This window comes from Psychrobacter coccoides, from assembly GCF_017498085.1.
Taxonomy (GTDB): domain Bacteria; phylum Pseudomonadota; class Gammaproteobacteria; order Pseudomonadales; family Moraxellaceae; genus Psychrobacter; species Psychrobacter coccoides.
In genome coordinates, this window is sequence record NZ_JAGBKM010000048.1 from 1 (window position 1) to 1,664 (window position 1,664).

2 protein-coding genes are annotated in these 1,664 nt (G+C 41.7%); one reads left to right on the top strand and one right to left on the bottom strand.

The window, feature by feature from the left end; translation table 11 throughout:
• A partial coding sequence (locus J3492_RS12990; RefSeq protein ID WP_207990131.1) for an IS1 family transposase occupies positions 1 to 321 on the top strand: 321 nt, incomplete at its 5' end.
• On the opposite strand, the gene J3492_RS13415 is transcribed toward J3492_RS12990, so the two are convergent.
• The gene (locus J3492_RS13415; protein WP_207992427.1) at positions 217 to 1,458 is read right to left on the bottom strand and encodes a sigma 54-interacting transcriptional regulator; all 1,242 of its coding nucleotides are present in this window, start codon (positions 1,456 to 1,458) and stop codon (positions 217 to 219) included. The two genes, J3492_RS12990 and J3492_RS13415, sit on opposite strands and share 105 nt — an antisense overlap.
• Positions 1,459 to 1,664 lie beyond the last annotated feature (206 nt).

The following is a 1,664-nucleotide window of genomic DNA, read 5'->3' on the forward strand; positions in this document are numbered from 1 at the left end:
GCTACTAATGAAATTGTCGCTTATGTCTGGGGTAAACGCGACTTAAAAACGGCTAAGAAGCTAAGAGCACGTCTTAAGCAACTAAAAGTCAGCTATTACTCTATTAGCATGGACAACTGGGACAGCTTTATAACTGCCTTTAAGCCAAATAACAAGCAGGTTGGCAAACAACATACCGTAGGCATAGAAGGTAATAACTGCCGCCTTAGACACCGATTACGTCGAGCCGTTAGAAGAACCTGTTGCTTCTCGAAAAAGCTTGATAATCACTTTAAAGTATTTGATCTGGTGTTCTTTTATGTCAATTATGGCTACGTTTGATGCCAGCATACTTTTTAGAACACCACCTAAAAATAAAGTACCTGAGTGTGCTGCTTCTATCTTGCCTTTTCGAGATTGTAAGGCACCCGTAAAGGCTCCTTTTTCAACACCAAACAGCTCAGACTCTACCAGATCTGTCGGGATACTGGCACAGTTGATGGCGATAAATGGGTTTTCATTACGGTCACTGGCTTCATGCAGCGCTTGGGCAAATACTTCTTTGCCTACTCCTGTTTCTCCTTGCAATAATACCGTCGCTTTGGTTTTGGCAACTTTTCTTGTTAAAGCTGCCGCTTTTCTAAAAGAAGGCGATTCACCAATAGCAGAAAAAAAGCCTTCAGGTTTTATCCGTGCATCAGGGTTTTGTCTTTTGAGCTCATCAAAATTACTTCGGCGCTCACTCAATTCAGTATTCAGGCGCTCAGTATTAAAAAACTTTTGCAGATCAGTGTCTTCATCCCATTCCTCTAACGGCCTACCTTCAATACGGCAGTGATCGAACCCCATGGCAGCACACTGTACCTCTTTGAAGGCAATTTGGCGCCCAAAGAAGTAGCTGGTATAGCCGCTAGCATAGCCAAGCGAGCTAAAACAGACAGGTGCATCTGCTAGTCCATGGAACTTCTTATGATAAGCCACCTCAAATGAGTTATGCCAATCAAAGCTTGCAAAAAACGCGCCGCTATCAAAATCTACAATCATCTCATCAGGGATGACTTTGACCATGCCGCGAATAGTATGTAATTGCGGACCAGCAAGAAAAACTTCTTTCCAACTGCCTTCTGGGCGCAGTTTTTTACTGATTTCGGCATCTTCTAGCCCCGCAAAATACCCATAGCGAAAAAATAGCCGCTGAGTGATGTCGCTACCAAGATTCGTATTTAGATCTTCACGCAGTCGCCAGAGTGCATGAGCATGGCTTAACACCATGCGCTGACCGCCAAACCATATTTTTCCAGCATGAATATCAAACTCTAGATGTGTCAATAAGTCCTCAATACTTTTTGAAAACTCAGGGTCTACTGTGCTGGAATCTTCGGTTTTTTTTGAACGCTCGAACGAAAACTCTCCTGATGACATAGGAGTGGGGTGAAGAGGGTTATAAAACTTACTATCTTTTTGAGAAAAATTTGACATATCAGATGCAATCCTTGCAAACAGTTGAGTCATATTTGTTTTTATACTAATAAAGATGAGATGTTGCTAGGGTTTGGTTTGTTGAGCAGACTCCATTCAAAGTAAAAAAATAATGGGTGGTGTTCTAAAAAGTATGCTGGCATCAAACGTAGCCATAATTGACATAAAAGAACACCAGATCAAATACTTTAAAGTGATTATCAAGC

What these genes read in the sequence shown, in the direction of transcription:
- J3492_RS13415 (WP_207992427.1), bottom strand. Translation starts at nt 1,458, where the DNA reads ATGTCAAATTTTTCTCAAAAAGATAGTAAGTTTTATAACCCTCTTCAC.